Annotated in this window: 25 protein-coding genes; 14 read left to right on the forward strand and 11 right to left on the reverse strand. The window is 67.7% G+C overall.

The window, feature by feature from the left end; genetic code table 11:
• Window positions 1-199: 199 nt before the first annotated feature.
• The 7 genes from ACFUTU_RS03185 to ACFUTU_RS03215 all read right to left on the reverse strand — a co-directional run bounded on the left by ACFUTU_RS03185 (window position 200) and on the right by ACFUTU_RS03215 (window position 9,044).
• A complete protein-coding gene (locus ACFUTU_RS03185; protein WP_377960553.1) occupies window positions 200-2,515 on the reverse strand; it encodes a SulP family inorganic anion transporter in 2,316 nt (771 codons plus the stop codon).
• A gap of 373 nt (window positions 2,516-2,888) precedes the next feature.
• Window positions 2,889-3,749: a phosphogluconate dehydrogenase C-terminal domain-containing protein gene (locus ACFUTU_RS03190; RefSeq protein WP_377960555.1), complete on the reverse strand. Its 861-nt coding sequence runs from the start codon at window positions 3,747-3,749 to the stop codon at window positions 2,889-2,891.
• Window position 3,750: 1 nt separating this feature from the next.
• A complete protein-coding gene (locus ACFUTU_RS03195) occupies window positions 3,751-4,548 on the reverse strand; it encodes a sugar phosphate isomerase/epimerase family protein (protein ID WP_377960557.1) in 798 nt (265 codons plus the stop codon).
• On the reverse strand, window positions 4,545-5,372 hold the full coding sequence (locus ACFUTU_RS03200; protein ID WP_377960559.1) for a triose-phosphate isomerase family protein: 828 nt from the start codon (window positions 5,370-5,372) through the stop codon (window positions 4,545-4,547). The genes ACFUTU_RS03195 and ACFUTU_RS03200 overlap by 4 nt, the downstream gene beginning before the upstream one ends.
• Window positions 5,356-5,826 (reverse strand): ribose-5-phosphate isomerase, encoded by a 471-nt coding sequence (locus tag ACFUTU_RS03205; RefSeq protein ID WP_377960561.1) that lies wholly within the window; start codon window positions 5,824-5,826, stop codon window positions 5,356-5,358. Before ACFUTU_RS03205 ends, ACFUTU_RS03200 begins: the two co-directional genes overlap by 17 nt.
• Window positions 5,823-7,577, reverse strand: coding sequence for a dihydroxyacetone kinase family protein (locus ACFUTU_RS03210; RefSeq protein ID WP_377960563.1), 1,755 nt, complete (start codon window positions 7,575-7,577; stop codon window positions 5,823-5,825). The genes ACFUTU_RS03205 and ACFUTU_RS03210 overlap by 4 nt, the downstream gene beginning before the upstream one ends.
• A 102-nt stretch (window positions 7,578-7,679) precedes the next feature.
• A complete protein-coding gene (locus tag ACFUTU_RS03215; protein WP_377960565.1) occupies window positions 7,680-9,044 on the reverse strand; it encodes an MFS transporter in 1,365 nt (454 codons plus the stop codon).
• Window positions 9,045-9,259: 215 nt separating this feature from the next.
• Between ACFUTU_RS03215 and ACFUTU_RS03220 the strand changes: the two genes are divergently transcribed.
• The 4 genes from ACFUTU_RS03220 (at window position 9,260) to ACFUTU_RS03235 (ending at window position 11,813) form a co-directional block, all read left to right on the forward strand.
• On the forward strand, window positions 9,260-10,003 hold the full coding sequence (locus ACFUTU_RS03220; protein ID WP_377960748.1) for a FadR/GntR family transcriptional regulator: 744 nt from the start codon (window positions 9,260-9,262) through the stop codon (window positions 10,001-10,003).
• 81 nt (window positions 10,004-10,084) lie between these two features.
• On the forward strand, window positions 10,085-10,309 hold the full coding sequence (locus ACFUTU_RS03225) for a hypothetical protein (protein ID WP_377960567.1): 225 nt from the start codon (window positions 10,085-10,087) through the stop codon (window positions 10,307-10,309).
• A gap of 141 nt (window positions 10,310-10,450) precedes the next feature.
• On the forward strand, window positions 10,451-10,813 hold the full coding sequence (locus tag ACFUTU_RS03230) for a cupin domain-containing protein (RefSeq protein WP_377960569.1): 363 nt from the start codon (window positions 10,451-10,453) through the stop codon (window positions 10,811-10,813).
• 142 nt (window positions 10,814-10,955) lie between these two features.
• Window positions 10,956-11,813, forward strand: a complete 858-nt coding sequence (locus tag ACFUTU_RS03235; RefSeq protein ID WP_377960571.1) for a prephenate dehydratase — start codon at window positions 10,956-10,958, stop codon at window positions 11,811-11,813.
• Here the strand turns inward: ACFUTU_RS03235 and ACFUTU_RS03240 are convergent.
• Entirely contained in the window at window positions 11,810-13,042 is a 1,233-nt protein-coding gene (locus tag ACFUTU_RS03240; protein ID WP_377960573.1) for a benzoate/H(+) symporter BenE family transporter, read from the reverse strand. The two genes, ACFUTU_RS03235 and ACFUTU_RS03240, sit on opposite strands and share 4 nt — an antisense overlap.
• A 110-nt stretch (window positions 13,043-13,152) precedes the next feature.
• On the opposite strand from ACFUTU_RS03240, the gene ACFUTU_RS03245 reads away from it, so the two are divergent.
• From ACFUTU_RS03245 to ACFUTU_RS03265, 5 genes are all read left to right on the forward strand, one after another.
• Window positions 13,153-14,004: a Rieske 2Fe-2S domain-containing protein gene (locus ACFUTU_RS03245; protein ID WP_377960575.1), complete on the forward strand. Its 852-nt coding sequence runs from the start codon at window positions 13,153-13,155 to the stop codon at window positions 14,002-14,004.
• Window positions 14,005-14,132: 128 nt separating this feature from the next.
• A complete protein-coding gene (locus tag ACFUTU_RS03250) occupies window positions 14,133-14,471 on the forward strand; it encodes a YybH family protein (RefSeq protein ID WP_377960577.1) in 339 nt (112 codons plus the stop codon).
• 125 nt (window positions 14,472-14,596) lie between these two features.
• Window positions 14,597-15,025 (forward strand): YciI family protein, encoded by a 429-nt coding sequence (locus ACFUTU_RS03255; protein ID WP_377960579.1) that lies wholly within the window; start codon window positions 14,597-14,599, stop codon window positions 15,023-15,025.
• A gap of 33 nt (window positions 15,026-15,058) precedes the next feature.
• Window positions 15,059-16,333: an RNA polymerase sigma factor gene (locus tag ACFUTU_RS03260; protein WP_377960581.1), complete on the forward strand. Its 1,275-nt coding sequence runs from the start codon at window positions 15,059-15,061 to the stop codon at window positions 16,331-16,333.
• 117 nt (window positions 16,334-16,450) lie between these two features.
• On the forward strand, window positions 16,451-17,032 hold the full coding sequence (locus ACFUTU_RS03265) for an adenylate kinase (RefSeq protein WP_377960583.1): 582 nt from the start codon (window positions 16,451-16,453) through the stop codon (window positions 17,030-17,032).
• 27 nt (window positions 17,033-17,059) lie between these two features.
• Here ACFUTU_RS03265 and ACFUTU_RS03270 read toward each other — a convergent pair whose 3' ends face one another.
• Both ACFUTU_RS03270 and ACFUTU_RS03275 read right to left on the reverse strand, forming a co-directional pair.
• Window positions 17,060-17,728 (reverse strand): response regulator, encoded by a 669-nt coding sequence (locus ACFUTU_RS03270; protein ID WP_377960585.1) that lies wholly within the window; start codon window positions 17,726-17,728, stop codon window positions 17,060-17,062.
• Window positions 17,729-17,759: 31 nt separating this feature from the next.
• Window positions 17,760-19,337 (reverse strand): ATP-binding protein, encoded by a 1,578-nt coding sequence (locus ACFUTU_RS03275; RefSeq protein WP_377960751.1) that lies wholly within the window; start codon window positions 19,335-19,337, stop codon window positions 17,760-17,762.
• Between the two features lie 260 nt (window positions 19,338-19,597).
• Here ACFUTU_RS03275 and ACFUTU_RS03280 point away from each other — a divergent pair, with 260 nt between their 5' ends.
• The 5 genes from ACFUTU_RS03280 to ACFUTU_RS03300 all read left to right on the forward strand — a co-directional run bounded on the left by ACFUTU_RS03280 (window position 19,598) and on the right by ACFUTU_RS03300 (window position 24,328).
• Window positions 19,598-20,608 carry a Bug family tripartite tricarboxylate transporter substrate binding protein gene (locus ACFUTU_RS03280; protein ID WP_377960587.1) on the forward strand — a complete coding sequence of 337 codons (1,011 nt, stop codon included), beginning with the start codon at window positions 19,598-19,600 and terminating at the stop codon, window positions 20,606-20,608.
• A complete protein-coding gene (locus ACFUTU_RS03285) occupies window positions 20,605-21,108 on the forward strand; it encodes a tripartite tricarboxylate transporter TctB family protein (RefSeq protein WP_377960589.1) in 504 nt (167 codons plus the stop codon). Before ACFUTU_RS03280 ends, ACFUTU_RS03285 begins: the two co-directional genes overlap by 4 nt.
• Window positions 21,109-22,800, forward strand: a complete 1,692-nt coding sequence (locus tag ACFUTU_RS03290) for a tripartite tricarboxylate transporter permease (RefSeq protein ID WP_377960591.1) — start codon at window positions 21,109-21,111, stop codon at window positions 22,798-22,800. It begins immediately after the preceding gene.
• Window positions 22,797-23,189, forward strand: a complete 393-nt coding sequence (locus tag ACFUTU_RS03295; RefSeq protein WP_377960593.1) for a universal stress protein — start codon at window positions 22,797-22,799, stop codon at window positions 23,187-23,189. Before ACFUTU_RS03290 ends, ACFUTU_RS03295 begins: the two co-directional genes overlap by 4 nt.
• 182 nt (window positions 23,190-23,371) lie before the next feature.
• Complete coding sequence (locus tag ACFUTU_RS03300; RefSeq protein WP_377960595.1) at window positions 23,372-24,328, forward strand: D-2-hydroxyacid dehydrogenase family protein; 957 nt, start codon at window positions 23,372-23,374, stop codon at window positions 24,326-24,328.
• A gap of 133 nt (window positions 24,329-24,461) precedes the next feature.
• Here the strand turns inward: ACFUTU_RS03300 and ACFUTU_RS03305 are convergent, their stop codons facing one another.
• Window positions 24,462-26,249, reverse strand: coding sequence for a DUF222 domain-containing protein (locus tag ACFUTU_RS03305; protein WP_377960597.1), 1,788 nt, complete (start codon window positions 26,247-26,249; stop codon window positions 24,462-24,464).
• Window positions 26,250-26,270 lie beyond the last annotated feature (21 nt).

Genomic DNA, 26,270 nt, shown 5'->3' on the forward strand with positions numbered 1-26,270 from the left:
CGCTCGTCCTGCACCACTCCCCGTACCCCGGTGGGTGTCAGACCATTCAACGCGTGCGGCCCGCCCCAGTCACGGGGGTCGGCTACCCGTCTTTGCCGCAGCGGCTACGCGCCTGCACAAGCGGGTACGCAGAGCGCCCCCCGATTGCCCGGGTGGAGACCAGCTGCCTTTAAGACTTGCCGATGGCCCGGGAGACCCGTCAGGCGGGCGCCAGCTCCCCGGCCTGCGGCAACGGGTCCAGGTGGCTGATGCCGGTCGGCGTGACCTGGAGGACCCTGGCCGTGGCAATGTCGTAGAACAGGCCGGTCACGTGCACGTCCCCGTTCCGGACGGCGTCCTGCAGGCTGGCGTGCCGCTGCAGGCGCTCCAGCTGGACTGCAACATTGACCATGGCTAGCTGGTCCACGGCGCCGAATCCGGCCTGCTCGGCTGCAACCTGGACGGGATGGCCCGCATGGAACGACTCGAGGCTTGGCCTGCCGTGCTCCAGCCAGGATTCGACGGGGCACCGTTCCTCCTGCCCTTCCGGCCCCCGGCCCCCGGCCGGTCCGGCGTGCAGGGCGGTCATGGCGCCGCAGCCGGAGTGGCCGCAGATGACCACGTTCTTCACCGACAGCTCCTCAACCGCGAACTTCAGGGAAGCTTCCACCGAAGGTTCAAGCCGGTCGCTTCCCACCACGTTGCCCACGTTCCGGACCGTGAACAGGTCGCCCGGGCCGCTGCTGGTGATCAGGTTCGGCACCAGGCGCGAGTCAGCGCAGGTGATGAAAAGCGTGTCCGGGTCCTGGAAGGTGGACAGCTCCTGGACGTGGGGGCGCAACAGGTGGGCGTGGCGGCGATGGTAGCTGTCGACGCCGCTGAGCACCGAACGAACGGGCGCCGGTACATCCTCCGCGGCGCCGGCCGGCGCCCCACCGTCCCGCTGCCAGCTCCGCCACGGCGCGAACCCGCCGCGCAGGGCCGACCGCGAGGAGCCGCGCGCAGGTGTTCCGGCAAGGGCGGCATGGAGCGTCGCAGTGCCGGTCTCCTCGATTTCGACGCTGCCTCCGTTGTTCATGTGCCGTACGCGCCAGGCCTCCAGGGTGTCGTGGACGGGGTGGTCGAGGTAGTCGACGTCGAGCTCCACCGTGACATGGGCGGCCGCCGGCACCGCGGCCAGCACCTTGCTCAGGCGCGGCAGCGACAGGAACGTGCAGGAACCGTCAATGACCACACGCCAGCGGCCTTCGGCTGCTGCACCGAGGGGCTCGGCGTGGATGCTGGCGCGGACCACGCGCCACAGGACCAGCAGCACGGCCAGGGCAAGCCCGATCAGCACTCCGGCCAGCAGATTGACGAACACCACCGTCAGCAGCGTGGCGGCGTAGACAGCCAGGTCACCGGTGACCCGTGCCGTCTGGAAGTCGGCAACCTTGACGAGCCGGATACCGATCATGATGAGCAGCCCGGCGAGCACGGCGTTCGGCACCAGCTGGATGACTCCTGCCAGCAGCAGGGAAAAAACCAGCACCCAGATGCCGTGGAGGATGGCGGACTTGCGGGTCCGGGCCCCGGCCTCCACGTTGGTGGCGCTGCGCACGATCACGCCGGTGACGGGAAGCCCGCCCAGCATGCCCGACGTCACGTTGGCGGCACCCTGGCCGAGGAGCTCGCGGTTGAAATCCGTCCGGTCGCCGTGGTGCATCTTGTCGACGGCCACGGCGGACAGCAGCGATTCGACGCTCGCCACCAGGGCGATCGTGACGACGCCGACCGCAATGGCTGTCCACTCACCCTGCGGCAGGTGCGGAAGGGAGAGCGCGTCCAGCAGCGAACCGTCGAAGGTGATCCGGTCGACGTCGGAATTGAACGGCAGCGAGAGCAGCGTCGCGGCCACGACGGCGACGAGCGGCCCGGGCACGCGGCGGACGGCCGCGGGCATGTGCTTCCACCCGACGAGCAGCGCGATCACCACGGCGCCCAGGAATGCGGCCTGCGGGTCGAGCACGGCGAGGGTGTCCGGCAATGCAAGGATGTTGTGCAGCGCCGCCTCGCCGGCTTCGGCGCCGAGCATGACGTGCAGCTGCTGCAGGACGATGATGATGCCGATCCCGGCAAGCATCGCATGCACCACCACCGGCGCGATGGCCAGGGCCACCCGCCCCACCCTGGCCATGCCCAGCAGCACCTGGAGGACGCCGGCAGCCACAGTGATGGCGCAGGTGACGGGCCATCCGAACTGCTCAATGAGGCCGGCGACAATGACTGTCAGGCCTGCGGCCGGGCCGCTGACCTGCAGCGGCGCGCCGCCCAGGCTGCCTGCCACGATGCCGCCGACCGCGGCCGCGATCAGCCCGGCCATAACGGGGGCACCAGACGCTGCTGCGATGCCGAGCGACAGCGGGACAGCAACGAGGAAGACCACGAGGGAGGCGGGAAGGTCCCAGCGCAGGCCCGAGGTCAGGCGGGCCAGGACTGGTATCCGGCTCCTGCCGGAGTGGATGGGGTTTGGATCCGTGGCGGCTGGCGAGGGCATATATGTCCTTAGCTCGTTCGAAGGGTCCTTATCCACGCTATTGACGGCGGAACACGGGCCGCAAGGATACCGCCCGTGAGAAGAAACACGAGGTCAGAGCAGACATAAAGCGAAAATTTGCGCGCTAATCCATTCGTTTGCATAAAGGAGGGCCGGGCTCGGAGGAACTGCTCCCCGGAGCGTCGGGGCTGCAGAGCCGGAGGGGGAATCCGGCGAGGTTCAAGTCAAACCGGGGCGGCACACGCCCGACGCCGGCTGGTCCGGCAAAGATTTTACCGGCCGGAAATATTTGGCTTCAGGGCTTAAACGGCAATGGGCCCGTCCCGGGGGGACGGACCCATTGCCACTAGGCTGGGTTTTCTGGCCCGCTGCCTTACCGCTTGACGGCGTCCAGCTTCAGCATCTTGGCGATGACGCTGTCGAGTTCGGAGTCGTCGAAGATCTTCTTCCAGTCGTCCTTGATGATGGTGTCCTTGCCGTACTGGATGGCGATTTCGCAGGCCTCGGAGAACGGGTTGGAACCGCGCAGGGCGTTCGTGAGGGCGATCTGCACGTGGCCGAACAGCATGGCCTTGGCGGCTTCCTCGGGCACACCGGCGGTGTGGACGGTCTCGTGCAGTGCTTCGTTGAGCAGGGTGCCGATCATGCAGGCCACGGTTTCCACAAGGGTGGGCTCGAGGATGGCGAGCTGCTTCACGGTGACCCAGTGGACGTCGATCACGGGGGCGTAGATGGTGCGGATGGTGGCCTCGGCGGCTGCCTTGGTGTCCGCGGAGGCGTCCTCGTCGATCGCGGCGACGACGTTCTGCGGGGCGCCGGCGCCGCCGAAGGTGTCGGCCCATTCTTCCTTGGTGGTGCGCTCCAGGAACACGGACGGGTGGCAGGGGTGGGCCACGGCCTGGACGACGTCCCCGCGCTGGGCGAGCAGGCCGGCGTAGGCGGCGGCCGGGTCCAGGGTGAGCAGGATCGCGCCGGACTTCATCTGCGGGACGACCCCCTCGGACACGACGCCCAGGACGGTGTCCGGGACGGCGAGGATCACGACGTCGGCGCCCTTGACGGCGTCGTCGGTGGCGGTGATTTCACGGCCTTCGGCGCGGACGCGCTCCTGGCCTGCGGGTGAGTTCTCCGAGTAGAACACGGTGTGGCTGGACTTCTGGAGGTTGCGGGAAACGCGCATCCCCATCTTGCCTCCGGCTCCGATAACGGCGACGGTCAACTGTTCTGCAGACATTTCATTTGCTCCTTAGGAAATCGAGGCTTTGCTTGGTCCACTGGTTTTCGAGGCGGATGGTTTCGTCCTCGGAGTCCTGCCACGGCAGCCAGTGTTCGACGATCTGGTTGATGTTTCTTTCTTTGGGCTGAAGCTTCCGGACCATGTAGTCGTAGTCCAGGAGTCCTTGCCCGAGCGGCGCACCGGAGTAGGTGAATCCGACCCATCCCTCCTTGCGGCTGAACGCAAAGTCTTTGATGTGCATGTTCATTACGTGGGGTGCGACGGCGTCAATCACCTCACGCGGCGACTCCAGGGCCGCCACGGTGTTGGCCGGGTCGCTGCACACGCCCAGGTACAGGCTTCCGACCCGGTCCACGACCTCCAGGATCCTGGACGTGGGGACCTGTTCGTACGTCTCGATGGCGATCTTCACGCCGGCTGCCTTGAACTCGGGCAGGACCTGGGTGAAGATGTCCACCGCTTCGTCCGCTGTCGGGGTGTGCCCGGGGGTGTTGAACATGGTCCGCAGCAGGGGTGCGCCCAGGATTCTGGCGATGTGCAGGAACTTCCGGAGGTGTTCGGGCCGGATGCCCTTGGTGCCCAGTTCCAGGCTGATCCCGAGGGAATCCGCGGTGGCCCGCACGGCCTGCAGTTCGTCGTCGGTCATGGTTTCCAGCGGCGCGTAGTCGCAGATCTGGAACAGGTCCACGCCCAGTTCCGCGGTCCGCTCCAGCGCTTCGTGGATGCTCAGCGGCCGGGAGACCCGGTCCGAGAGCTGCCAGAAGAACGCGTAGCTGCTGAGCCCTATCCTGCTCATGCCGCCACCTCCATGGTTTCCAGCCGTGCTGCGGCTTCATCCAGGATGTCCCGCACGGCTGCGGGGTTGTGGGCGAAGCGGCCCAGGAACAGTCCGGTGACGGCGGGGCCGAGCTGGCTGATCAGGCCCGGTCCGGCGCTGCCGCCGTAAATGACCCGGCTGTCTTCCTGGCCGGGGCGGCTGCGCAGGTGGGCGTCCAGTCCGGTGATGACTTCGGTGATGAACTCCGGGGAGGCCGGCTCGGGGGCGCCGATGGCCCACTGGGGTTCGTACGCCACAATGGTCCGGCCGGGGTTGCCGAGGCTGCCCGCGCGGTTCAGGACGGCGTCGATTTCGCGGACGCAGTGCTTGACGGCGTCCGCCGCGGTCCCGCGGCCGGGTTCGCCCACGCACAGCACCGGGGTGAGGCCGTTGCGGTAGGCCGCAGCGGTCTTGAGCCCGATCACGTCGTCGTCCTCACCGAAGATGCGGCGCCGTTCGGCGTGGCCCACCTCGGCGTACCGGCCGCCGGTTTCGGCCACCATCTTGCCGCTGACCTCGCCGGTGAAGGCTCCCTCGTCCTCCCAGAAAATGTCCTGGGCCCCGGCCGCGGCCCCGGCGGCGGAGAGGATCCGCGCGCACTCGGGCAGGACCGGGTGGGCCGGCAGGGCGAACAGTTCAATGTCGCCGCTGCGCACGGCCGGGTGGGCCGAGGCGATCCGGGCCACGTCCCGGCACCAGTCCAGGGTGCGCTCGTAGCCGAAGTACATCTTCAGGCTCACGCCGATGATCGCCTTGGGCGTCGCCGCGCCGGGCTGGGAAGGCTTGTTAGCAGGAAGTGACACCTTCGTAGTCCTTAATCAGGGTGACTTTCTCTGCGGAGGCGGAGGTTTCGTCGAAGGTGTAGGTGAGCCATTCCCTGGCGAGGCGGCGGGCGAGTTCCAGGCCGATGACGCGCTGGCCCATGGTGAGGACCTGGGCGTTGTTGGACAGGATGGAACGTTCAACGGAGAAGGAGTCGTGCGCGGTGACGGCGCGGACGCCGGGGACCTTGTTCGCCGCGATCGCGACGCCCAGGCCGGTGCCGCAGACCAGCAGGGCCCGGTCGGCCTTGCCGGCGGCGATGAGTTCTGCGGCGGCGATGGCCACGGACGGGTACGGGGTGTGGCTGGTGGCGTCCACCCCGACGTCGGTCACGGACTCGACGCGGTCGGACGCTTCCAGGTCCGCCTTCAGGGCTTCCTTGTACTCGAATCCGGCGTCGTCGGAACCGATGACCAGGCGCAGTTTGGCGCTCATGCGTTCTCCTTCAGGGTTGTCTTTTCGACGTTTTCTACGAGGGTGTTGTGGATGGCGCGGACGATCAGCGCCATGGACACGGCGCCGGCGTCCGGCGTGCCCAGGCTCTTCTCGGCGTGCGGGCGGGCCCGGCCCATCAGGGGCAGCAGGTTGGCGGTTTCCTCCGCGGCCTGCTGGGCCGCGGTGGCTGCCGTGCCCCAGGCGTCGGTGAGGGACTGGCCGGTGCCGACGGCGGCGGACAGGGCGTCGCGGAACGGAACCAGCACGTCCACGAGGGTCTTGTCGCCCACCTTGGCCTTGCCAAAGCCCATGATCGAAGCGGCGGCTTCCGCCACCCCGGCGGCGACAGCGCCGCCGTCGGGAATGCTGCTGTTGCCGATGGCGTCCCCGACCGCGCGCAGGGCCATGCCCCATAGCGCACCGGAGGTGCCGCCGGCCCGGTCGGCCCAGGCGTCCGCAGCCAGGTGCAGGGTGGTGGCGGCGCCGGCACCGCGTTCGACGGCGTCCGTTGCGGCTTCGACGGCTGCGCGGACACCGCGCTCCATGCCGATGCCGTGGTCGCCGTCGCCGGCGATCGCATCGATGCGGCCCAGTTCCTCGACGTTCGCGTCGATGACGTCCTTCGCGGCGCCGAGGGCGGCCAGGACCCGCACGGCAGCGGCGCGGGACTCGTCCGTGGCGTCCGGGATCACCGTGGTTTCGGTGTCCGTGGCAGACAGTTCGTCCGCGGTGAGGGCCTGCGCGGTGACGGCGCCGCGGCGGAAGGCCGGCGCGTCACACGGGGCGTTCCAGAGTTCTTCGAGTTCGGCGTCGAGCCAGAATAGCGTCAGCGAGGTGCCGGCCATGTCGAAGCTGGTGACCAGTTCGCCGACCTGCGGGTCCACGGCCTCCACCCCGGCCTCGGCCAGGAGCTGGGCGACGCGGCGGTACGCCACGAACAGTTCCTCGTATTTCACCGAGCCCAGGCCGTTCAGGATCGGCACCACCCGCGCACCCCTGGCTTCCACGCCCTCGGGGACCTCGGTGAGGAGCTTGCCCACCAGCAGCCCGGCGAGCTCATCCGCCGTCGGAATGCCTGTTTCGTCGATGCCGGGTTCGCCGTGGATGCCCATGCCCACGGCCATCCGGCCCTCCGGGACGGTGAAGAGCGGCTTCTCCGCACCCGGGAGAGTGCAGCCGGTGAACGCGACGCCGAACGAACGGGTCCGGTCATTGGCGCGTCCGGCAATGTCGACGACGGCGTCCAGCGAATGCCCTGCCTCCGCGGCGGCCGCGGCGACCTTGAAGACCGTCAGGTCCCCGGCGATGCCGCGCCGTTTGTGCCGCTCGGCCAGCGGGGCGGAGGAAACGTCGTCGGTCACCGCGATGCTGCGGCAGTCGATCCCTTCGGCGCGGAGCTTGTCCTGCGCCTGGGTGAAGTGCAGGACATCGCCGGCGTAATTGCCGTACCCCAGCAGCACGCCGCCGCCGTTGTTCGCGGCCTTGGCCACGCTGTAAACCTGCTGGGCCGAGGGGGAGGCGAACAGATTGCCCATCGCCGCGCCGTGCGCCAGGCCCTGGCCCACCAGACCCGCGAACGCCGGGTAGTGCCCCGAGCCGCCGCCGATCACCAGGGCCACCGTCTCCGCAGTGCTCCTCGTGCTGCGGGCCACACCACCGCTAACGCGACGGACCCACCGGCCATGCGAGGCAACAAAGCCCTCGATCATCTCATCAGCAAACGCTGCGGGTTCATTGAACAGGCGGGTCATTGCGGTTTCTCCTGGGGACTGATGGCTGGCGACTGGGCATGGAGGATCGGTTGGTGGGTTGCGCCCTCCAATGGCAGAGGGCGCAACCGGCTATGGGTTTTTCTACGGCTCGGAGTGGTGTCCGGCGCCCGCGGGGTCCAGTGCCTCGGCAGCGACGCCCTCACTGACCTTGCCGGAGCGGCTCAGTGCCACCATGAGGATGCAGGACAGGAGCATGAAGCCGCCCACGACGATCATCGGAACGGTGTAGCTGCCGGTCCAGTCCTTGAGCCAGCCGGTGATGTAGCCGGCGCTGAAACCTGCCAGGTTGCCCATGGTGTTGATCAGGGCGATACCGGCGGCGGCCGCTGCCCCGGTGAGGAACTGGGTGGGGACAGTCCAGAAGTTGGGCAGCGCAGCGAAGATGGACATGGCCGTGATGGTGATGACGGCAATCGTGGCTGCCGGCGAGCCGGCGAACAGGGCCAGCGGGATGCTCAGGCCGCCCACCAGGGCAGGGACCGCAATGTGCCAGGTCTTGACGCCCCGCTTGGTGGCGTCCTTGGACCAGAAGTACAGGGCAAAGGCTGCCGGGAGGTACGGGATCGCGGTGATGAGCCCCTTCTGGAAAACATCGAACTTGGTGCCGTAGATGCCTTCGAAGCCGGAGATGATGGTGGGCAGGAAGAACCCGAGGGCGTAGAGGCCGTAGATGAAGCCGAAGTAGATCGCCGAGAGCACCCAGACGCGGCCGTTGCCGAAGACGGTGCGGACGCTGACGTGCTTGTTGCTGGCGACGGTCTCGTTCTTTTCCTTCTCCAGGGCGCCGGTCAGCCAGGTCTTTTCCTCGGTGGTGAGCCACTTGGCCTTTGCCGGGGAATCTGCCAGGTAGAACCAGGCGATGACGCCGATGATGATCGCCGGAAGAGCAACACCGAAGAACATGACGCGCCAGCCGGCGAGGCCAAAGAGCCCATGCTGCTGGATGAGCAGGCCAGCCAGGGGCGCCCCGATGACCGTGGTCAGCGGCTGGGCCAGGTAGAAGAGGGCGAGGATCTTGCTGCGGTGCCGGGCCGGAACCCAGAGGCTCAGGAAGAGAATGGCGCCCGGGAAGAAGCCGGCCTCGGCCACACCGAGGATGAAGCGCAGGATGTAAAGCTGCTCAACGTTGCCAACCCAGGTGAACAGGAGCGAGACGATGCCCCAGCTGACCATGATGCGGGCAAGCCAGCGGCGTGCACCGAACTTGTGCAGGGCCAGGTTGCTGGGGACCTCGAGCAGGATGTAGCCGATGAAAAAGACGCCGGAAGCGAAGCCGAACTGCGCCGCGGAGAGGGCGAGGTCCGTGTTCATGCCGTTGGGGCCGGCAAAGGAGATGGCCGTGCGGTCGAGGTAGTTGATGAAGAACATCAGCGCGACGAACGGCACCAGCCGGATCGCTACCTTCCTGATTGCAGATCGTTCGACCACCGATTGTGTGGTGTCCACATTGACTCCTAGATGTTGGTATCCCCGGCCAGCGCCCTGCTCTGGAGGCTTTGGGGGTTGTCTCAATACCGTCGCCGGAAGGAGACCGGCATTGGCTAAAGCGTGTGAGATCAACCATACGGCTCGAAAGGCAAATTGGTCAACCGGTTGACGGATTTAGTTGCTTTTCGTCTTTCCCCGCCGAAAATTGGTCAGCCGGTTGCTACCCTGTGAAGATGTCCCAAAACTCCCCGGCCGCTGTGGCCAAGATCAGCGCCGCCCTTGGCCCCATGGAACAGGGGTCGGTGGTGTCCGAGGTCGCGGAACGCCTGCTGGCCTACTTCACCAGCGGAGACATAGCAGCGGGCACCAGGCTTCCTGCCGAACGGACCCTTGCCGCGTCCCTTGGCGTGGGGCGCTCGGCTGTCCGCGAAGCATTGGCGGCCCTGGAGATCCTGGGCATTGTGATTGTGCGGCCAGGCTCCGGGACGTATCTCCGCGACGGCGTCTCGGAACTTCTGCCGCGGACGCTGAGCTGGGGCCTGATGCTGGGCGCGCCGCGCACCCGCGAGCTCGTGGAGCTCAGGAGCGGACTTGAGGTGCAGGCCGCGCAGCTCGCCGCGGAGCGCATCGACGACGCGGCGCTCGACCGCATGCGCGCCAACCTGCAGACCATGGAGGACAACCTCGACGACCTGGCCGCGTTTGTCGAGGCCGACGCCGCATTCCACCGTGAGATCGCCGCCGGCTCAGGCAACGACGTACTCCGGGAACTGCTGCAAAGCATCCGGTCACTGCTTCGTATCTGGGTTGACCGCGCCCTCACCGACGAAGGCCATGCCGCGGCGGCGCTCAAGGAACACCGCGAAATCTTCATCGCGCTCGAAGCCCATGACCCGGCCGCTGTTACGGCGACAATGCGCTCCCACATGCAGACCGCATCACGCCGCCTGCTCGCGGGGTTCGACGCCGCCCAGTAAGGGCCCGTGCAACGGCGGGGCGCCCCATTTGGGGGTGCCCGCCGTCAGGAATCTCGAAGGACGCGGCGACAGCCTGTCTCCATGGTCTATGCCCAGAGCGATCCGGCCGCGCTCCGCGTCAGCGCGGCCCTGATGATGCTCGACATGGAGCACCGGGACGTCCTGCTGGCTCTGCACTACAGCCGCCTCACAGTGGCCGAAGCGGCAACACAGCTGGGTATTTCCCCCGCACTGGTCAGTCACCGTGCGCTCGGGGCGTTGAGAACGCTGCGGCAGCTGCTGGACCAGGGGACACAGACCCCTTAGCTTCCGCTTTGACCTGCCGCCTGAGGGGTGCGGGGCCTTGACATGACAGTCCGGCGGGCCTACAAAGTGGCGTAGCAGACAGCGGCATCTGCATTCCAAGCCTTCATCCCAGGAGCAGGAAATCCACTACAGGAGGTTAAGATGCCAGGTCTAATCCGCAAGAGTTTCGACTCCCCCGAGGAGACCCGGCCGTTTGAGGACGGCAAAGGCCAGCTCCAGCTGGTGCACATGGAAGGCGGCGGCGTGGGCCGTGCCACGTTCGAGGCAGGCTGGCGTTGGTCGCAGCACGTGAAACCCATCGCCAAGACGGACAGCTGCCAGGCTGCCCATAAGGGCTACTTCGTCTCCGGCCGGATGAAAGTGGTCATGGATGACGGCGAGGAGATGGAGTACGGGCCCGGTGACTTCGCCATCATTCCGCCCGGACATGACGCCTGGACCGTGGGCGATGAAGCCTGCGTGGTGATCGACTGGCAGGGGTTCTCCGACTACGCGAAGAGGTAGCAGCTCTTCTCGCGTGACCCGGCGCCGCCTGAACTAGGCTGCGCTGCCTGCAATAGGCGTCGCTGTTTGGATTAGCTGGCGCTGCTTGGGTTAGCTGGCGCTGTTTGGATTAGCTGGCGCCGGGCGTGACATCATACGGAACATGGCCCAGAAAATTGCGTTCCAGGGTGAGCCCGGCGCCAACTCAGATATCGCCTGCAAGCAGATGTTCCCGGAACTGGAGAGCGTTCCCTGCGCCAGTTTCGAGGATGCCTTCGAGCTGGTGTCCAGCGGCGCGACGGATCTGGCCATGATCCCGATCGAGAACTCCATCGCCGGCCGGGTGGCTGACATCCACCTGCTGCTGCCGCACTCCGGCCTGCAGATCGTGGGTGAGTTCTTCCTGCCCATCCACTTCGACCTGCTCGGCATCCCGGGCAGCACCATCGAGGGCGCCACCGAGGTCCACAGTCATATTCATGCCCTGGGCCAGTGCCGGAAGCTGATCCGTGAGGCCGGACTCAAACCCGTGATCGCCGGTGACACGGCCGGTTCGGCCCGCGAGGTGCGCGAGTGGAACGATCCCACCAAGCTGTCCCTCGCGCCGCCGCTCGCCGCCGAACTGTACGGCCTGGAAGTTCTGGCCTCCGCGGTGGAGGATGACCCCTCCAACACCACCCGCTTCGTGGTCCTGGCCCGGGAAACCGAGCTGCCGGCCCGGGAGGCATTGCCCGGCCCGGCAGTCACCAGCTTCGTGTTCCGTGTGCGGAACGTCCCCTCCGCCCTCTACAAGGCCCTGGGCGGCTTCGCCACGAACGGGGTGAACATGACGCGCCTCGAAAGCTACATGGTAGGGAACGAGTTTGCCGCCACGATGTTCATGGCAGACGTCGAAGGGCACCCCGAGGATCTGCCGCTCAGCCTGGCTCTGGAGGAACTGGACTTCTTCACCACGGAAGTGTGGATTTTGGGCGTTTACCCGGCCGCCGAACACAGGACGCAGCGGGCAGCGGGGAATTAACCAGCGGCTTTGCCCTGCGGCTTCTTCCGGGCCTTGAGGACCTCCCGGACCAGCAGCCCCGCCAGCAGGGCCCAGAACGCTGCCCCGATGCCCAGGAAGCTCAGCCCCGACGCGGCCACGAGGAAGGTCACCACGGCGCCCGTCCGCTCGCCCGGTTCCGCAAGGGCCGACGCGGCGGACCCGGCGAGCGTGCCCAGCAGGGCGAGCCCGGCCACGGCTTCCAGCACCCCTGCCGGAGCCGCAGCCACGAGGGCGGCGAGTCCGGCGGAGAAGGCGCCCAGGAGCAGGTACGCCAGTCCTGAGACAAAGCCCGCCACCCAGCGCCGGCCCCGGTCCGCGCCGGCCTCCTCCCCCGCTGCCAGCGCGGCGCTGAGCGCGGCAAGGTTGACGGCGTGCCCGCCGAACGGCGCGGCAAGCAGCGTTCCGGCGCCGGTGACCAGCATGGAAGCCCGCCACGGCGCCCGGTAGCCGAAGGACCCCAGCACCGCCACCCCGGGAACGTTCTGGGACGCCATCGTGACGATGTACAGCGGCAGGGCGATGCCCGCCACCGCACCCACCGACCAGGCAGGAGCGGTCCACTCCAGCCCCGGCAGCAGGCCGTCCGCCGCCACGGCCCGGCCGTCAACAACCAGTTCCACCACGATGCCCGCGAGTGCCACGGCCAGTGCGCCGGGAACCGCCCAGCGGGGCGCGAACTTTGAAAGCAGCAGCCAGCACAGCAGGATCGGAACCACCAGCAGCGGCGCGGTCTGCAGCGCCTCCACCGGGGCCAGGCACAACGGCAGCAGAACCCCGGCCAGCATGGCCTGCGCCAGGGGTGCCGGGATACTGCTGATGAGCCTGCCCAGGGGGCGGACCAACCCGGTCACGGCGATCAGCACCCCGGTCACCAGGAAAGCGCCGACGGCGGCCGGCCAGCCGCCGTCGGGAACTCCCGCAACGGCCAGCAGGGCGGCCCCCGGAGTTGACCAGGCGAGGGTCACCGGAAGCCGGCTCCGCCACGTCAGGAACAGCACCCCGGCACCGACCACCAGGCAAAGGGCCAGGAGGCCGCTCGACGCCTGCTGGGGGTTCGCGCCCACGGCGCGAAGGCCGGAGAGGACGACGGCGAACGTCGAGGTGAAGCCGACAAGCGCTGTCACTATGCCCGCCATGGCCGGCTTCACCAGCCCCTCGGAAACGGGGGCAGCGGGGTCGCGGGATATTCGGGGCGATGACAGCGGCATGTGAAATCACGTTACCGGAGACCGGCCCGCCGGCACCTTGTCATGGCGTCCGCAGCGATGCAGACTTTGGTGGACCACCTGCCCTGACCGCCAGGCCGAAGGAGTCCGCCGTGAACCCGTTGCACGCGCTAGTTGATGCCATTGAACACTTTGACCGGCTGGACGGGGCGGCCGCGGCCATCTCCAAGGCGGTTGGGAAAGCCGTCCAGCCGCGGGCTGTCCGCAACACCCTCAGCGGCACATCACTGGGCCACCCGCTGCATCCGGTGCTAACGGACTTTCCCATTGGAGCCTGGACCATGGCGACGCTCCTGGACGCCGTCGGGGGTCCCGCCGCCGAGCCGGCCGCCGACGTTCTGGTGGCCGCGGGAATAGCAACGGCCGTCCCCACCGCAGCGGCGGGCCTGAATGACTGGTCCGACACGCAAGGGAAGTCACGGCGCGTGGGGCTCGTCCATGCGGCCGCCAACGGTACGGCGCTCTGCCTGTTCTCATGCTCGGCCGCGGCACGGGCCACTGGCAACCGGACCGCCGGTAAAGCTCTTGGGATGGCCGGCTTCGGGGTCCTGATGTTCGGCGGCTTCCTCGGCGGCCACCTCGTTTTCGGCAGCGGAGTCAACGTCAACAGGACGGCAAGCAGGATGGGGCCCCGGCAGTGGACGCCTGTACTGCCGGAGTCCGAGCTCGCGGACGGTGCGCACCGCAAAGTCGACGCCGGCAAGGTCTCGGTCCTGCTGCACCGCTCCGGTGCCGGAATCACGGCGCTGGACAGTGTGTGCAGCCACATGGGAGGTCCGCTCGAGGAAGGTACGATCGCGGACGGCTGCGTCACCTGTCCGTGGCACGGCAGCACGTTCCGGCTCGACGACGGCCACATAGTCCGCGGACCGGCAACCACGCCCCAGCCCAGCTACGAAGCCAGGGTGAACGAGGGCCAGATCGAGGTGCGCCGGCGCGCCTAGCAGGCAGCGGTCCGCCGGCCTGCAGTTTCCCTCTGGCTTCCCCGGCCCGCTGCTGATAGATTGCCCACCTCAGACGATGGAGTCGTGGGGAGGGCCCCGTGGGAATAACGGATCCGCATGCTTTGCACATGGCATGGGCTGCGCGTTTCAACGCCAGGGACGTTGACGGAATGCTGGAGTTCTTCGAGCCGGATGCCGTGTTTGTTCCCCAGCCGGGCATGCCCACCACGGGCGAAGACAGCGTCAACGCGATGATGGGATTCCTGCAGGCCGGGCTGCCCATCAGGATGACCACCCGCCATGTGTACGTCATCGGCGACGTCGCCCTCGCCATCGCCGAATGGGCCATCAGGGGCACCGCCGCCGATGGCAGCAACGTGGACCTTCACGGCAAAACTGCCGACGTCCTGCGTAAAGGACGCGAAGGCTGGAAGTTCGCCATCGACAATCCCTTCGGCACTGCCTGAAAAGATTCCCGGCCCGGAAAATTTGGCCGTGAAAAACTTCGGCCACCTGTCGATTTCCGCAAGTCCCGTTCGACGGAAGAGTAGATGGACGCACACGGCGTCCACGTCAAGGCAAGGAGAGAACCATGAAGTACATGTTCATCATGCGCGCCACGGACGAAGCCATCGAAGCGTCCAAGCAGGTGCCGTTCGAGGAGATCCTGAACCAGATGGGCGCCTACAACGAACAGCTCATCAAGGCAGGCGTCATGCTCGCAGGCGAGGGGCTGACCGACCTGTCGGAGGGTTCGGCGTTCGTGGTCGACTTTTCCGATGAACCGCCCGTGGTGACGGACGGCCCCTACGGCGAAACGCATGAGCTGTTCAACGGCTTCTGGATTGTCCAGGTGGCCTCCAAGGAGGAGGCCAAGGAGTGGGCCAGCCGCTGCCCGCTCGGTCCGGGGTCGAAGCTCGAGGTCCGCAGGATCGCCGAGGCAGAGGACTTCGCCGATTTCGCCGACAACGAGTACATCAAGAAGGAAGCTGTGTGGCGCCAGGAGCTGAACCAGGCCTGAGCCGAGGTCAGCCGGCGGGGAGGGGAGCAGGCGGTGAGTGAGCCGGCAGGGAACCGTGAGCAGGCAGGGAACCGTGAGCAGGCAGCCGCGGTCCGGCGCCGGCTTGATGCCCTGTGGCGCATCGAGGGCGCGCGCATCGTCGCGGCCCTCGCCCGCGCCACCCGGGACGTGGGTTTCGCCGAGGACCTGGCCCAGGAAGCCCTTGCTGATGCTTTGGTGCAATGGCCGGCATCCGGGACGCCTGCCAACCCCGCCGCCTGGCTCACCGCCGTCGCCAAACGCAAGGCCATCGACGCGTGGCGGCGTTCCGAAGGGCTCGAGGTGCGGTACCGGGCCATGGCCCGGGATTTGGAAAACGACGACGGCGTGGCCTGGGTTCCGCTGGAGGACGACGTGCTCCGGCTCGTGTTCACCGCCTGCCATCCGGTCCTCTCCCGGGAGGCACAGATGGCGCTGACGCTGCGGGTGGTGGGTGGCCTCACGACGGAGGAGATCGCCCGGCTGTTCCTGGTTCCCGTCGCCACGGTGCAGCAGCGCATCGTACGGGCCAAGAAAACACTCGCGGCGGCTCAGGTGCCCTTCGAGGTTCCCGAGCCCAACGAGTGGGGCGCACGGCTGGGAGCGGTCCTCGGCGTCGTCTACCTCATGTTCACGGAAGGGTACGCCGCCACCACGGGGGAGGCCTGGATCAGGCCCGACCTCGCCAGGGAGGCCCTGCGGATCGGCCGCATCCTGGCCGGGCTGGTTCCCCGCGAGCCGGAGGCCCACGGGCTGGTGGCCCTGATGGAGTTCCAGGCGTCCCGCTTCCCGGCCCGCACCACTCCAGGCGGGTCTCCGGTGCTGCTGGCGGACCAGGACCGGACCCGGTGGGACCGCGCGCAGATCGGCCGGGGCCGCGCCGCCCTGCGCCGCTGCGATGCACTTAGCCGGGGCCGCGGCAATTACGCATTGCAGGCTGCGATCGCCGAATGCCACTCGTCGGCGCCAAGCGTCGACGACACCGACTGGCACCGCATCGTCCTGCTCTATGAGGCCCTGGGGAGGATCGCGCCGAGCCCCGTGGTGGAGCTGAACCGGGCAGTGGCGGTATCCATGGCTACCGGACCGGCGGCCGCGTTGGTGATCGTGGACGGGCTGGCAGCCGCAGGTGTGCTGCGCGGAACGCACCTGCTGCCCAGTGTCCGCGGTGAACTGCTGGTCCGGCTCGGCCGGATCGACGAAGCACGCTCCGAATTCGTTGCGGCGGCCGGGCTGGCGAGGAACCAGCGCACGCGGGAGCTCCTGGAGGAGCGCGCCGCCGGCATCTGACCGTCTCTGGACCGCCAACGGGACCGTCCGGCTCATCGGCAACCGCCCATTGCAGGCGGCTGGGACGCACGGGAGAATGGGCCCAAGCGTGCTTTCTCGGCAGATCGGACCAAAAGCATGACCCGCATCCTGCTCATCGGCCCGCCGGGTTCCGGCAAAGGAACCCAGGCGCGCCGGCTCAGCGGACAGCTCCACGTCCCGGAGATCTCCACCGGGGACATGTTCCGCAGCCACCTCGCCAACGGCTCCCCGCTGGGCCGGGAAATCAAGGAATTCCTCGACGCCGGCAACCTCGTCCCGGACAACCTCACCACCGCCATGCTGCGGGACCGGCTGCACGAACGCGATGCGAGGAACGGCTTCCTCCTGGACGGCTACCCGCGCACCGTGAGCCAGATGAACGACCTCGACGGCATACTGGACGCCACCGGGACGAAACTCGATGCCGTGGTGGAAATTGCCGCCGGCGACGACGAGATCGTCCGGCGGCTGCTGCTCCGCGCTGAAGCCGAGGGGCGCAGCGACGATACCGAGCACGTCATCCGCCACCGGCTGGAGCTGTACCGGCAGGAAACCGAGCCCGTCATTGAACGCTACGGCCGGCGGGCCCTGCTGGTGCGCGTTGACGGCACTGCGGACGTCGACGCGGTCACCGTCAGCGCACTGCAGGGCATCGAAGAAGTCCGGGCGCGGCCCTGACCGCCACACCCTGAAGCAGCGGCCCGGTCACCCGGCCTTCCACACATACCGCCGTTCAGGCCGTCCGACGCCGTACTTCAGGGTCACATCCACCAGCCCCTCGTCGTTGAGGTACTCCAGATAACGCCGCGCGCTGACGCGCGACGTTCCCACCTGCACGGCCAGTTCCGCGGCCGAGACGTCGCCGTCGGCGCCGCGCAGCGCCTTCTCCACCACCTGGAGCGTCTCGGCGCTGCAGCCCTTCGGCAGCGGACGCTCCGCCCGCTCCAGCCCGAAAACGCGGTTGACGTCCGACTGCTCCGCCACGTCCTTGGACGAGGCCAGGCTCTGGTAGGTGTTGCGGTAATGCTCCAGGCGCTCCTGCAGGTCGGTCTGGGAAAACGGCTTGATGAGGTAGTGCACGATCCCGCCGCGCAGCGCCTTCCGCACCGTCTCCACCTCGCGGGCAGCACTGATCACCAGCACGTCCAGCTCCGGTGCCACATCCCGCAGCTGGTGCATCAGGTCCAGGCCGTTGATGTCCGGCAGGTGGATGTCCAGGAGCACCAGGTCCGGCTGCAGCCGGCCGGTCTCCAGCACCGCCTGCGCACCGGTATGGGCAACCCCGACGACGGAGAACCCCGGCGTGCGCTGGATAAAACCGGCGTGGACCTTGGCCACCATGAAATCGTCGTCGACGATGAGTACGTTGATCACGTCTGCTCCTCTGTAAGCATCGGCAGCGCCCTTACGCATGAGCACTGCCCTTACGCATCAGCACTGCCGTAAACACGGCACCGTGGTCATTCCGCACGGTAAGCCTGCCTCCGCGGCGCTGGCACACCACCCTGGCGAGCGCCAGACCATAGCCGCGGCCGCCGTCGGGCGAATTCTTGGTACTGAACCCCTGCCGGAAGATGTTATCCATGACCTCCGCCGGGACCCCCGGCCCCGAGTCCCGCACGTCAACCCGCACGCCGCCGTCGTCATCCCCGATGAGCACCTCAACCTTCGCATCGGAGGTGTTGGTGACGGCGTCCAGTGCGTTGTCCACCAGGTTGCCCACCACGGTGGTCAGGTCACGGGACAGTTCCTCGTCCACCTTACCCAGCCGGGATTCCTCAGCGAGCTGCAGGGCCACCCCGCGCTCGGCGGCGAGGCTCGACTTGGCGATGAGCAGGGCGGCCAGGGCGGGGTCCCCGATCCTGCTGGTCACCTCGTCGTTCAGGCGGGTCCGGTTCGACGTGGTGCCGTTCACGAACTGGACGACGGCGTCATACTCCCCGATCTGGATCAGGCCCGAGATCGTGTGCAGCTGGTTGGCAAACTCGTGGGCCTGCGCCCGGAGGGTGTCGGTGGCCGTCCGCGTCGTGCCCAGCTCACGCTCCAGGGAAGCCAGCTCCGTCCGGTCCCGCAGGGTGGTGACCGAGCCGATCACCCGGCCGTGCGAACGCATCGGCATCCGGTTCAGGACCAGCAGCTTCTCCCCCACCAGGACGAGGCGGTCGGGGCCCGGCTGGTCCCCGGTAAGAACCTCGCGCAGCACCGGCGGAACGGCAAGGCTCCCCAGATCCTTTCCCACGCAGTCGTGCGGCAGGCCGAGCAGGCTCCGCGCGCTGTCGTTGACCACCGTGATCCGCTGCTGCGGGTCCAGCGCCACCACGCCCTCCTTGAGCCCGTGCAGCATCGCCTCCCGGTTTTCCACCAGGCCGGTGATCTCGTCCGGTTCCATGCCCAGGGTCTGCCGCTTGACGCGCCGCGCCAGCAGCAGGGAACCCGCCACGCCCAGGACGCTCGCGACGCCCAGATACGTCAGCAGGTTCGGGACCGCGTCACCGAGCCGTTCCAAAACCGAGGGGTAGTTCCTGCCGACGACGGCGATCCCCACCATTTTTCCGGCGTTGTCCAGGACCGGAACGTGGGCCGCCACGGCCTCGCCCGCACCGGTTCCGACGACCCCTGTCCAGGCCCGCCCGGACATCACCGCGCTGTCGCCGAGTTCCAGCTCTCGGCCGTTTTGGGACGGGTCCGAGGACGTCACCACAATCCGGTCGGAGCGGGCGAGCGCCACCTGGGAGGAGCCCGAAATCGTGCGCACCGCTTCGGACACCGAAGGGAGCACGGAGTTGCCCTGCGGCTGGGCGTCAGGCAGCAGGCTGCGGACCGCGGGATTGGCTGCCAGCGTCTCGGCCGCTGAAAGGGCCTGCCGGCCTTCGATCCTCTCAAAAGCCGCCGCGGACTGTGCGAGCGAGATCGCCACCACGGCCACCAGCACGGCCAGCACGATCAGGAGCTGCAGCCGAAGATACTGCCCCGCAAGGGACATTCCTCGCCGTCGAGTCATGCGCTGCTGTTTCTTCCTGTGGATCCGGTTTTCTGGTAGCTCCGGGGGGTGGGGTGAACTATACCTGACACGCTACCGGGCAATCCCGCCGTGTGCTGCCCGGTGCGACGGCGGAAACGTGAACGCAATGAACTTAACTTTCTCTGGTTACACAAGCGTGAGCTGCCTCACGTCCGGCCCTAGCATCGGAAACACACCCCGATCACACGGATCACAACGGACCAACCGAGAAGAGGAACAACATGCGCGGAATGAGCGCACTGCGCGTGGCCGCAGTAGCCGCAGGCATCGCCCTGATGGCGTCAGGCTGCGGAGCAACCGGCAAGACCAACTCCGGCCCCGCCACCAGCGGCGCAAGCAGCGCCCCGCTGGCAGGGCTTCGCATCATGGTGCCGAACACCGCAGGCGGCGGGTACGACACCACGGCCCGCGCCGCGGCAAAGGTTCTCGAAGACGAGAAGCTCGCCACCAACCCCGAGGTCTTCAACCTCGCCGGAGCCGGCGGCACCGTCGGCCTGGCCCGGATCGTCAACGAAAAGGGGAATGGCGACCTGACCATGCTCATGGGCCTTGGCGTGGTGGGCGCGAGCTACACCAACAAGTCCGAGTCCAAGCTGACCGACACCACCCCGCTGGCCAAGCTCATTGAAGAGCCCGGCGCCATCATGGTCTCCAAGGACTCCCCCTACAAAACCATTGACGATCTGGTAACTGCCTGGAAGAAGGACCCCTCCAAGGTCAGCGTCGGCGGCGGCTCCTCGGCCGGCGGCCCGGACCATCTCCTGCCGATGCAGCTCGCAGGTGCCGTGGGCATCGACGCCAAGAAGGTCAACTTCGTTTCCTACGACGGCGGCGGCGACCTGCTCCCGGCCATCATCGGCAACAAGCTCGGCTTCGCGGCTTCCGGAGCCGGCGAATACATCCAGCAGATCAAGTCCGGTGACATCCGCGTGCTGGCGACCAGCGGTGAAAAAAGGCTTGAGGGAGTGGACGCCCCCACCCTCAAGGAATCCAACATCGATCTGGTCTTCACCAACTGGCGCGGCATCGTGGCCCCTCCCGGCGTCAGCGACGCCGACCGCGACGCCCTGATCGCCACCCTGCAGAAGATGCACGAGTCGGCATCCTGGAAGGAAACCCTCAAGACGCGCGGCTGGACCGACGCCTTCATCACGGGTGACGAGTTCAAGTCCTTCCTCGCCGACCAGGACAAGCGCGTTGCCGATGTCCTGACGAAGCTCGGACTGGCGTGACCTCCTTGGCCTCCCGCCTCAAAGGCCGCTCCGAGCTGGGCGTTGCAGCCCTGCTCGGGGTGGCCGGCGCCGTGGTCCTCGCCGACGCGCTGCGCCTGGTTGTGCCCTACTCCCAGTCAGACCCGGTGGGACCCAAGGCTCTGCCCATCGTGGTGGGCGGGCTCCTGCTGGTCTGCGCAGTGATGCTGGCAGTGAATGTCCTGCGCGGCGGCCGCGGCGAGGCCGAGGGCGGCGAAGACGTCGACCTGACCCACCCGGCGGACTGGAAGACCGTCCTCCCCCTGGCCGGCGCCTTCATCGCCAACATCCTGCTCATTGACTGGGCAGGCTGGGTCATCTCCGGAACGGTGCTCTTCTGGGGCAGCGTCTGGGCCCTGGGAAGCCGCCACTATGTCCGCGACGGACTGATCTCGCTGGCGCTCGCCCTGCTGACCTTCTACGGCTTCTACCTCGGCCTTGGCATCGCTCTTCCGGCCGGGCTCCTTGAAGGGATTCTCTAGATGGACATCCTGTCCTCGCTCATGGACGGGTTCGCGACGGCGCTGACCCCCATGAACCTCCTGTACGCCTTCATCGGCGTCCTCCTGGGCACCGCCGTCGGCGTCCTGCCCGGCATCGGCCCGGCCATGACCGTGGCCCTGCTGCTTCCGGTGACGTCCGTCCTTGAACCGACCAGTGCCTTCATCATGTTTGCCGGCATCTACTACGGCGGCATGTACGGCGGCTCGACGACCTCGATTCTGCTCAACACCCCCGGCGAATCCTCCTCGGTGATCACCGCGATCGAGGGCAACATGATGGCCAAGGCCGGAAAAGCGGCCCAGGCGCTGGCGACGGCGGCCATCGGATCGTTCATCGCCGGCACCATCGGCACCACCCTCCTGGTGGTCTTCGCACCGATCGTGGTCAAGTTCGCCGTGAGCCTGGGTTCGCCCAGTTACTTCGCCATCATGGTCCTGGCCCTCCTGGCAGTCACCGCCGTCCTGGGTTCGTCCCGGCTGCGCGGTTTCGCCTCCCTCGGGCTCGGTCTGGCGATCGGCCTCGTAGGCCTGGACATCGTTTCCGGCCAGGCCCGCCTCACCTTCGGCCTGCCGCTGCTGGCCGACGGGCTCGACGTCGTGGTGGTCGCGGTGGCGATCTTCGCCGTCGGTGAAGCCCTCTGGGTGGCGGCGCACCTGCGCCGCACACCGCTGCAGATCATTCCGGTGGGCACGCCTTGGATGGGCAAAAAGGACTGGAAGCGGTCCTGGAAGCCGTGGCTGCGCGGTACCGCGTTCGGCTTCCCCTTTGGGGCACTGCCGGCCGGTGGCGCCGAGATCCCCACGTTCCTCTCCTACGTCACGGAGAAGCGGCTGACCAAGCACCCGGAGGAGTTCGGCAAGGGCGCCATCGAAGGCGTCGCCGGCCCGGAGGCTGCGAACAACGCCGCCGCGGCGGGAACGCTGACCCCCATGCTGGCTCTGGGTTTGCCCACCAACGCGACGGCGGCCGTCATGCTCGCTGCGTTCGTGCAGTTCGGCATCCAGCCGGGTCCGCTGCTGTTCGAAAACGAAGGCCCCCTAGTGTGGGCCCTAATCGCCAGCCTGTTTATCGGCAACTTCCTGCTGCTGCTGGTCAACCTGCCCCTGGCACCCGTCTGGGCAAAGCTGCTCCGCCTGCCCCGGCCCTACCTGTACGCCGGCATCCTCTTCTTCGCCACACTGGGCGCCTACTCGGTCAATCTGCAGGCCTTCGACCTGGCGATCCTGCTGGTCCTGGGCGCGCTCGGCTTCATGATGCGCCGGTACGGGCTGCCCGTCCTGCCGCTCATCCTCGGCGTGATCCTTGGACCGCGCCTGGAGAAGCAGCTGCGCCAGACTCTGCAGCTGAGCGCCGGTGACGTGTCCGGCCTTTGGAGCGAACCGATCGCCGTCGTGGTTTACATCATTGTTGCCCTGGTCCTCCTCTGGCCGCTTCTGATGAAGCTCTGGCGCCGGCTGCGGCCGCGGCCAGCCGCACTGGCCACGGCCGGCGGGCCCGCGGTTGACGGACCGGCTGCGGGACCTGCTGCCGCGCCGCCGGTTGAGGAACCCGGAGCCGGATCCTATCTTTCCCCCACAGTTGAGGCTCCTGCTGCTGCCGGCCGCCGCGGAGCGGGTGCCGCCCATGCAAACGACGGCAACCACGCCAACCACCGACAGGAGAACCCGTGAGCATCATCGTCGGCTACGTCCCCACCGCTGAAGGGACCGCCGCCCTGGACCGTGCCATCACGGAGGCGCACAAGAGCCAAAGCCGGCTGGTCATCATCAACTCCTCGCGCGGTGACGCCATCGTGGACAAACGGTACGCCCAGGCGGCGGACATCAACGAGGTGACTGAACGCCTGGAAAAGGAAGGGATTGAGCATCTGGTGCTGCAGCCGGTCCGCGGCAACGATGCGGCCAACGAAGTTCTGGAGGCCGCGGAGAAGTACCGCGCCGACCTCATCGTGATCGGCCTCCGGAAGCGGACCCCCGTGGGCAAGCTGATCATGGGGAGCACGGCCCAGCAGATTCTGCTGGAGGCGTCCTGCCCAGTGCTGGCCGTCAAGGCGGGCTGAGTTCACCCGGCTGGTTTACGGGCCGGGTATCTATGGCCCGGCAGCCCGCGGCGCGGCAACCCGCGGCCCGGCAACCGCATCCGGCCGCACTACTCGACTAGCCTCAGGAGGCAGGGGCCCGCTCTGGCGGGTCCCTGCCTCCTTGGCTTAAGCACAGTCTCATTTCACCGCAGAAGGACAGCATGCACCAGCTCGCGATTCTCGACGATTACCAGCGTGTGGCCCACAGGTACGCCGATTGGAGCTCCCTGGAGGAGCGCGGCGTCACCGTCACGGCAATCAGTCAGCACATCGCCGCCGAGGCAGATGTTGTGGCAGCGCTGCAGGACTTTGACATCGTTATTGCCATGCGGGAGCGGACACCGTTTCCCGGCCGGATCCTCGAAAAGCTTCCCAGGCTGAAACTACTCGTCACCACGGGCGCCGCCAATGCCTCGATCGACGTGGAAGCGGCAGCACGTCTGGGGATCACCGTCTGCGGAACGGGCGGCTCCCCCGCCGCCGCGCCCGAACTGACGTGGGCGCTGCTGCTGGCCTTCGCCCGGAACCTGACACAGGAGGAAGCCGCACTGCGCGGCGGGCGGTGGCAGACCGGCGTCGGCTTCGAATTGTCCGGCAAGACCCTCGGCATTGTGGGACTGGGGAAGATCGGGACGCGCATTGCGGGCTACGGTCGTGCCTTCGGGATGGACGTGCTGGCCTGGAGTCAGAACCTGACCGAAGAGGCCGCCGCCGCGGCGGGTGTCCGCAAGGTCACCAAGGATGAGCTGTTCCGGGAGTCCGACGTCGTGTCCCTCCATTTGCGGTTGTCGGCGCGTTCAGAGGGCACAGTCGGGGAACGCGAACTGCGCCTCCTCGGTCCCGACGGCGTGCTGGTGAATACGGCCCGCGGTCCGCTGGTGGACCAGGGGGCGCTGGTCACCGCGCTGCAGGAGGGGTGGATCCGAGGGGCGGCGCTCGACGTGTTCGACCAGGAGCCCCTGCCGTCTGGCCACCCCCTCCTTGAAGTTCCCCGTACCCTGCTGACCCCGCACCTGGGATACGTCACCGACGCCAGTTACCGGGCGTTCTTCGGCGGCGCGCTCGAGGACGTGAAGGCTTGGCTGGACGGCTCCGCGATCCGGACGCTGACGCCCTAGAAAACTGCAACAGTCGAAAGGCTGGCGCGGTAGAAGGCTCGCTCGGTAAAGAGCCGGCGCCGGGAAGATGCTGGCGTGGCAGGGCCTTGCCGAAAAGCGCTGATAAGCAGCCAGCAGAGTCCGCGACACGCCCCTACGCTGCGGCGGGCGGAGGCCAGTCAGGCCATTCACAGGCAGGCTCGGGAGGCAGGGGCGGACCAAGGTTGTCGGCTATATCCGGCTCGACACCATCAGGCCCGAAGTTGCCCGGCTCAAAGTTGTTCGGGTCAAAATTCTCCGGCTCAAAGTGGGCTAGCCCAAAGTTGACGGGGTCAGAGTTCCCGGGTCCAAAGTTGCCCGGGTCAAAGTTCCCGGGCCCAAAACCATCTGGCCAGGTGGGTGGTTCCCAGTCCTGGTGTTCGGCCGGGTAGTGACGCCCGGCCGGTGAGATCCAGCCGGGTGGCGTGTCCTTGGTGGCGCCGACCGGTCTCCACGCGGTGGCGTGTTTGAGCCGGTGGTGCTTGGGGCAGGGCTGGCCGAGGTTGGCCACGCCGGTGCCGCCGCCGGCTGCCCAGGCAAGAATGTGGTCGGCATCGTTGTCCAGGGAATGGTTGCTGCAGCCGGGGAACGAGCACTTGGCGTCGCGGAGGCGGAGCCAGTGGCGCATGGGTTTGGTGAGCCGGTAGCTGGTGCGTCCGATCTCCAGCGGTGCCCCGTCCCGCGGGTCGGTCAGGACGCGGAGGAACGACGTGGCGCCGTCGGCGACGAGCCGGCGGGCCATCGAGGCCGGGATCGGCCCGTACCCATCCAGGGTGGCGGGCTCGTCCGTCATGCCGAGCAGCGCGAACACCGGAACTGTGACCAGCACCTGCGCTGCCGGGGACGGCACCTCACCGGTCAGCACACCACCAGCGAGGACATCACCGGTCAGCACATCACCAGTGAGGGCGGAGCCGGTTGTGGCGTCACCTGCCGGGACACTGCCCGGGGGCAGGGATCCCGCCGGCCGGGAGCTTGCGTGTCCGGAGCCTGCCGGCGCACCGTCTATTGCGGCTCTTCCCTCTGCTACGCCAATTCCGTCTGATCCGTGGGCCCCCTGTTCTCCGTGGCGTGGTCTGAGCAGCCAGGTGGAAAAGACATCGGCCCGGAGCTGGGTGAGCGTGCGGGTTTCGGTGGGGCCTTGGAGGGCACGCGCCCCGGCGGTGGTCCGGTTCCAGATCCCGGCGGCCTGGTCCGCTGGGAGGTAGGCCGAGAGCCAGGCCATGCCGTCCCGGTCCGGGGTGTACTCCAGCCGCCGGTCCTTCACGCTGTGCTGGTGCCGGGCTTCGATGCTGTCCTGGTGGTGCCGTTCCCGCCAGTACCGGGCCTTGGCCCGGAACCTCGCCGGTGCCAACTCCCCCGCAAAGCAGCCCCGCGCCGCGCCGGGAGCGTCCGGGTCCAGAAAGTGGGCCTCAAACGCCGCGGCCGCTCCCGGTGACAGCCCGTCGGTCTCATCACACATGATCCGGGCATGCTGCCACGAAATGCTTCCCGCCTGCAACGCGGCAAGAGTCACCGGCAGTTCCGTGGTCAGCAGGCCCGCTTCCACCAGCAACCGCTCGGCAGCGCCTTCGCTGATGGTCAGCGCACCAGCCACCTCCGCCCTCACCGCCATCTGCCGAATGGCCGCATCCTGCGGGCTATTGCCCGGGACCGCCATGGCCGCGTCCGCCGTGACGTACCCGGCAACGAGATCCACCTTCACAGCCGCAAGCCGGGCCTCCATCCCCGCCACCCCGGTCAAACCGTCCAGGCACACAGTCGCCTGCTCCCCCAAAGGATCAACGGGATCCGGCACCGACTCCAAACCGACGTCAGCGGCCCCGCGGACCTCGGCAGCCATCGCCAAGGCAGAGGCAGCAATAGCCTCCAACACCTCCGCAACAGCCACACCACTGTTCATGCATCGAGCATGCCACCGGCC

It is taken from the genome of Arthrobacter sp. NPDC057388, from assembly GCF_042668165.1.
Lineage (GTDB): Bacteria > Actinomycetota > Actinomycetes > Actinomycetales > Micrococcaceae > Arthrobacter.

Excerpts from the sequence above, each read along its gene's own strand:
- ACFUTU_RS03185 (WP_377960553.1), bottom strand. The coding sequence starts at position 2,515 with ATGCCCTCGCCAGCCGCCACGGATCCAAACCCCATCCACTCCGGCAGG.
- ACFUTU_RS03190 (WP_377960555.1), bottom strand. The coding sequence starts at position 3,749 with ATGTCTGCAGAACAGTTGACCGTCGCCGTTATCGGAGCCGGAGGCAAG.
- ACFUTU_RS03195 (WP_377960557.1), bottom strand. The coding sequence starts at position 4,548 with ATGAGCAGGATAGGGCTCAGCAGCTACGCGTTCTTCTGGCAGCTCTCG.
- ACFUTU_RS03205 (WP_377960561.1), bottom strand. The coding sequence starts at position 5,826 with ATGAGCGCCAAACTGCGCCTGGTCATCGGTTCCGACGACGCCGGATTC.
- ACFUTU_RS03210 (WP_377960563.1), bottom strand. The coding sequence starts at position 7,577 with ATGACCCGCCTGTTCAATGAACCCGCAGCGTTTGCTGATGAGATGATC.
- ACFUTU_RS03220 (WP_377960748.1), top strand. The coding sequence starts at position 9,260 with ATGTCCCAAAACTCCCCGGCCGCTGTGGCCAAGATCAGCGCCGCCCTT.
- ACFUTU_RS03225 (WP_377960567.1), top strand. The coding sequence starts at position 10,085 with ATGGTCTATGCCCAGAGCGATCCGGCCGCGCTCCGCGTCAGCGCGGCC.
- ACFUTU_RS03230 (WP_377960569.1), top strand. The coding sequence starts at position 10,451 with ATGCCAGGTCTAATCCGCAAGAGTTTCGACTCCCCCGAGGAGACCCGG.
- ACFUTU_RS03235 (WP_377960571.1), top strand. The coding sequence starts at position 10,956 with ATGGCCCAGAAAATTGCGTTCCAGGGTGAGCCCGGCGCCAACTCAGAT.
- ACFUTU_RS03240 (WP_377960573.1), bottom strand. The coding sequence starts at position 13,042 with ATGCCGCTGTCATCGCCCCGAATATCCCGCGACCCCGCTGCCCCCGTT.
- ACFUTU_RS03250 (WP_377960577.1), top strand. The coding sequence starts at position 14,133 with ATGGCATGGGCTGCGCGTTTCAACGCCAGGGACGTTGACGGAATGCTG.
- ACFUTU_RS03255 (WP_377960579.1), top strand. The coding sequence starts at position 14,597 with ATGAAGTACATGTTCATCATGCGCGCCACGGACGAAGCCATCGAAGCG.
- ACFUTU_RS03265 (WP_377960583.1), top strand. The coding sequence starts at position 16,451 with ATGACCCGCATCCTGCTCATCGGCCCGCCGGGTTCCGGCAAAGGAACC.
- ACFUTU_RS03275 (WP_377960751.1), bottom strand. The coding sequence starts at position 19,337 with ATGTCCCTTGCGGGGCAGTATCTTCGGCTGCAGCTCCTGATCGTGCTG.
- ACFUTU_RS03280 (WP_377960587.1), top strand. The coding sequence starts at position 19,598 with ATGCGCGGAATGAGCGCACTGCGCGTGGCCGCAGTAGCCGCAGGCATC.
- ACFUTU_RS03290 (WP_377960591.1), top strand. The coding sequence starts at position 21,109 with ATGGACATCCTGTCCTCGCTCATGGACGGGTTCGCGACGGCGCTGACC.
- ACFUTU_RS03300 (WP_377960595.1), top strand. The coding sequence starts at position 23,372 with ATGCACCAGCTCGCGATTCTCGACGATTACCAGCGTGTGGCCCACAGG.
- ACFUTU_RS03305 (WP_377960597.1), bottom strand. The coding sequence starts at position 26,249 with ATGAACAGTGGTGTGGCTGTTGCGGAGGTGTTGGAGGCTATTGCTGCC.